We start from the raw sequence: 3,746 nt of genomic DNA on the forward strand, positions 1-3,746 counted from the left end.
CGGTCGGCTACTCGCGCGCGGTGCGCGTCGGGCCGCACGTGGCGGTGGCCGGAACGACCGGCGCCGGGCCCGCCGGCGACATCGCCGCCCAGACTCGAGATGCGTTGCGCCGCATCGAGATTGCGCTGGGTCAAGCGGGGGCGGCGCTCACCGACGTGGTGCGTACCCGCATCTACGTCACCGACATCTCGCGCTGGCGCGAGGTGGCAGCGGTGCACGAGCAGGTCTTCGGCGCGATCCGGCCCGCGGCCACCATGGTCGAGGTCGCGGCGCTCATCGCCCCCGAGTTACTGGTGGAGATCGAAGCCGACGCCTACGTCGACACCGGCGCGAAGGTGCCGTCGTCGGCCGGCGGGTAGGCGGTGACGCGGACCACGGCGGCCACCGGCAGCGGGCCGTACAGATGCGGGAACAACATCGACTCGGGATCGGTTGGAACGCCCGGCTCCCACCGCACCGGCGCGGCGAGCAGCGCCGGGTCGATGTGCAACAGGACGAGATCCTCGCGGCCGCGGTAGAGCCGGTTGGCCGGCAGGTGCACCTGCTCGGGCGTCGACAGATGGATGAACGCACCACCGCCGGCGTCCTCCGGCAGGATGCCGCCCAGCCGGCGGGCCCGCGCCCACTGCTCGGTTCCGCACAGATGCACCAGGACGTCCGAGGCGAAGGTCACACTTCGAACCCTAGAGATCGCCCAAACCAAACCTGACCAGGCCGTGAGAAACGACACACCCGATAACGATCGGGGAACAAGGCGAAAACGCCATACGTCTGAGAAAGTGAATGTACGAGAACGGAGAAGCCATGAATGCAACTCTGACGAGTCCAGAACTGACCCGGGCCGACCGCTGCGACCGCTGCGGTGCTGCGGCCCGAGTGCGCGCCAAGCTGCCTTCCGGACTGGAGCTTCTCTTCTGCCAGCACCACGCCAACGAGCACGAGGCGAAGCTGACCGAGCTGGACGCCGTGCTGGAGTTCAGCGAAAGCTAAGCCGCGGCGAACTCGCCCATCGCCAATGTGGGCGGTGCGAGCGATCTTCGGTAATGCTGGACGGGTATGAGCGAGCAGGTCGCAAAACCGTCGCGCCACCACATTTGGCGAATCACCCTGAGGACTCTTTCCAAGAGTTGGGACGACTCGATTTTCTCGGAGTCGGCTCAGGCCGGTTTCTGGTCGGCGCTGTCACTTCCGCCGCTGCTGCTCGGGCTGCTGGGCACGCTGGCGTATGTGGCTCCGCTGTTCGGCCCCGACATGCTGCCCAGCATCCTGCGTCAGCTGATCTCGACGGCGCACAGCGTGTTCTCCCGCAGCGTGGTCAACGAGATCATCGAGCCGACCGTGCGCGACATCGCCAACAACGCCCGCGGCGAGGTGGTGTCGCTGGGTTTCATCATCTCGCTGTGGGCGGGGTCGTCGGCGATCTCGTCGTTCGTTGACTCCGTGGTCGAGGCGCACGACCAGACGCCATTGCGCCATCCGGTGCGCCAACGCCTGTTCGCGTTGTTCCTCTACGTGGTGGGGTTGGTGTTCGTGGTGGCGACGGCGCCGTTGGTGGTCCAAGGGCCACGCAAGGTGGGTGAGCACATTCCAGTCAGCCTGGCCAACGCGCTGCGCTACGGCTACTACCCGGCCTTGATCCTCGTCTTGATGATCGGGGTCGTGATCTTGTACCGCGTGTCGTTGCCGGAGCCGCTGCCGACGCATCGGCTGATCTTCGGCGCGGCGCTGGCCACCGCGGTGTTTGTGATCGCCACCCTGGGCCTGCGGATCTACCTGCAGTGGATCACCAGTACGGGCTACACCTACGGCGCGCTCTCGACGCCCATCGCATTCCTGCTGTTCTCGTTCTTCGGGGGCTTCGCGATCATGATCGGCGCCGAACTCAATGCCGCCATCCAGGAGGAATTCCCCGCGCCCAGGACGCACGCGCACCGGCTGCGCAGATGGCTGCTGTCGCGCTCGCCCGCGCTGGCGAAGGCGGCGGACACGCTGTCCAATCCGGTGACCAAGAATCCCATCACCGCGCAACGCGAGGTCGCGCCGGCGGAGCCGCCCGGCTAGGTCAGTCCTTCTTCATCCGGTCGTAGATCTGCTTGCAGTCCGGGCAGACCGGTGAGCCCGGCTTGGCCGCCTTGGTGACGGGAAATACCTCGCCGCACAACGCCACGACGTGATTGCCCATGACCGCGCTCTCCGCGATCTTGTCCTTCTTGACGTAATGGAAGTACTTCGGGGTGTCGCTGCCGGTCCCGTCGTCGACGCGTTCGTCGGTCTCGGTGCGTTCGATCGTTTGGGTCTGCATATCTGACATTGTGCACTGCTCGCCGGGCGCTGCGCGCGGCCCAGAAACCGTCCGAGCCGGAATCGGCGAGTTGTGGGACAGTGGAGAAATGAAGCACGGCTCCGATCCGGGGTTCGACGACCGGTTCGATGACTTCGACGGCCACAAGAGCCGCCCGGTGCTCATCACCGCCGCCGCGACCTCGTACGAGGAGCAGCATCGCGCGCGGGTCCGTAAGTACTTGACTTTGATGGCATTCCGCATCCCGGCGCTCATCCTGGCCGCGGTCGCCTACGGCGCGTGGCACAACGGGCTGATCTCCCTGGCGATCGTGGCGGCCTCCATCCCGTTGCCCTGGATGGCCGTGCTGATCGCGAACGATCGGCCGCCGCGCAGCGCCGAGGAGCCGCGCCGGTTCGACGACGCCCGCCAGCGCATTCCCCTGTTCCCGCGGGCCGAACGTCGCGCGCTCGAGGCGCCGCGACCGCCGCAACCGGACTGGCCTCCCGGCGCCCGCGGCGGAATTGATCCCGACTAGCCGTCGTTTCGCCGAAGTTGCCGCCGTCGCGGACTTCTCAGGACTTTCTCAGGTCGACGGCACATTTCTGCACGTCAAGACGTGTGAGATAGGGAATCGCTGGGAACTCTCAGAGCTGATCTGTCGTTGAACTCGATGACAGAACAAAGCCGAACGGGAGGTCGCTATGGCGAACGCCAGCACGAGCAGATTTGACGGCGATCTGGATGCTCAAAGCCCCGCAGCGGATCTAGTGCGCGTATATCTGAACGGAATCGGTAAGACGGCACTGCTCAATGCGGCGGGTGAGGTCGAACTCGCGAAGCGCATCGAGGCCGGGCTCTACGCCGAACACCTGCTCGCAACGCGTAAGCGCCTCGGGGAGAACCGTAAACGCGATCTAGAGGCCGTGGTGCGGGATGGTCAGGCGGCGCGTCGTCACCTGCTGGAAGCCAACCTGCGTCTGGTGGTGTCGCTGGCCAAGCGGTACACCGGTCGCGGCATGCCATTACTGGACCTGATTCAAGAGGGCAACCTCGGGCTGATCCGCGCGATGGAAAAGTTCGATTACACAAAGGGATTCAAGTTCTCGACCTACGCGACGTGGTGGATCCGTCAGGCGATCACCCGCGGCATGGCCGACCAGAGCCGCACCATCCGGCTGCCGGTCCATCTGGTGGAGCAGGTCAACAAGCTGGCGCGGATCAAACGCGAGATGCACCAGAACCTGGGACGCGAGGCCACCGACGAGGAACTGGCCGCCGAGTCCGGCATCCCGGTGGAAAAGATCAACGACCTGCTCGAGCACAGCCGCGACCCGGTGAGCCTCGACATGCCGGTCGGTTCCGAGGAGGAAGCACCGCTGGGCGACTTCATCGAGGACGCCGAGGCGATGTCGGCCGAGAACGCGGTGATCGCCGAGCTGCTGCACACCGACATCCGCAGCGT

The 3,746-nt window shown here is 65.9% G+C and carries 7 protein-coding genes; 5 read left to right on the plus strand and 2 right to left on the minus strand.

The features are described 5' to 3' along the window. The coding region (locus A9W96_RS13735; RefSeq protein ID WP_067140441.1) for a RidA family protein at nucleotides 1–359 on the plus strand (359 nt) is incomplete at its 5' end. On the opposite strand, the gene A9W96_RS13740 is transcribed toward A9W96_RS13735, so the two are convergent. Then, entirely contained in the window at nucleotides 314–673 is a 360-nt protein-coding gene (locus A9W96_RS13740; RefSeq protein WP_066860714.1) for a DUF952 domain-containing protein, read from the minus strand. The genes A9W96_RS13735 and A9W96_RS13740 overlap by 46 nt on opposite strands. Before the next feature lie 131 nt (nucleotides 674–804). Between A9W96_RS13740 and A9W96_RS13745 the strand changes: the two genes are divergently transcribed. Further along, the gene (locus A9W96_RS13745) at nucleotides 805–990 is read left to right on the plus strand and encodes a hypothetical protein (RefSeq protein WP_007774888.1); all 186 of its coding nucleotides are present in this window, start codon (nucleotides 805–807) and stop codon (nucleotides 988–990) included. Between the two features lie 66 nt (nucleotides 991–1,056). Further along, nucleotides 1,057–2,061, plus strand: a complete 1,005-nt coding sequence (locus A9W96_RS13750; RefSeq protein ID WP_066860718.1) for a YihY/virulence factor BrkB family protein — start codon at nucleotides 1,057–1,059, stop codon at nucleotides 2,059–2,061. A 1-nt stretch (nucleotide 2,062) separates the two neighbouring features. Here A9W96_RS13750 and A9W96_RS13755 read toward each other — a convergent pair whose 3' ends face one another. Further along, the gene (locus A9W96_RS13755) at nucleotides 2,063–2,302 is read right to left on the minus strand and encodes a DUF3039 domain-containing protein (RefSeq protein WP_044485021.1); all 240 of its coding nucleotides are present in this window, start codon (nucleotides 2,300–2,302) and stop codon (nucleotides 2,063–2,065) included. A 70-nt stretch (nucleotides 2,303–2,372) separates the two neighbouring features. Between A9W96_RS13755 and A9W96_RS13760 the strand changes: the two genes are divergently transcribed. Beyond that, entirely contained in the window at nucleotides 2,373–2,819 is a 447-nt protein-coding gene (locus A9W96_RS13760) for a DUF3099 domain-containing protein (protein ID WP_156752975.1), read from the plus strand. Between the two features lie 166 nt (nucleotides 2,820–2,985). Beyond that, the coding region (gene sigB, locus A9W96_RS13765; protein ID WP_067140444.1) for a sigma-70 family RNA polymerase sigma factor SigB at nucleotides 2,986–3,746 on the plus strand (761 nt) is incomplete at its 3' end.

The sequence above is a fragment of the Mycobacterium sp. 1245852.3 genome, assembly GCF_001669335.1.
In the GTDB taxonomy this organism is placed as follows: Bacteria; Actinomycetota; Actinomycetes; order Mycobacteriales; family Mycobacteriaceae; genus Mycobacterium; species Mycobacterium europaeum_A.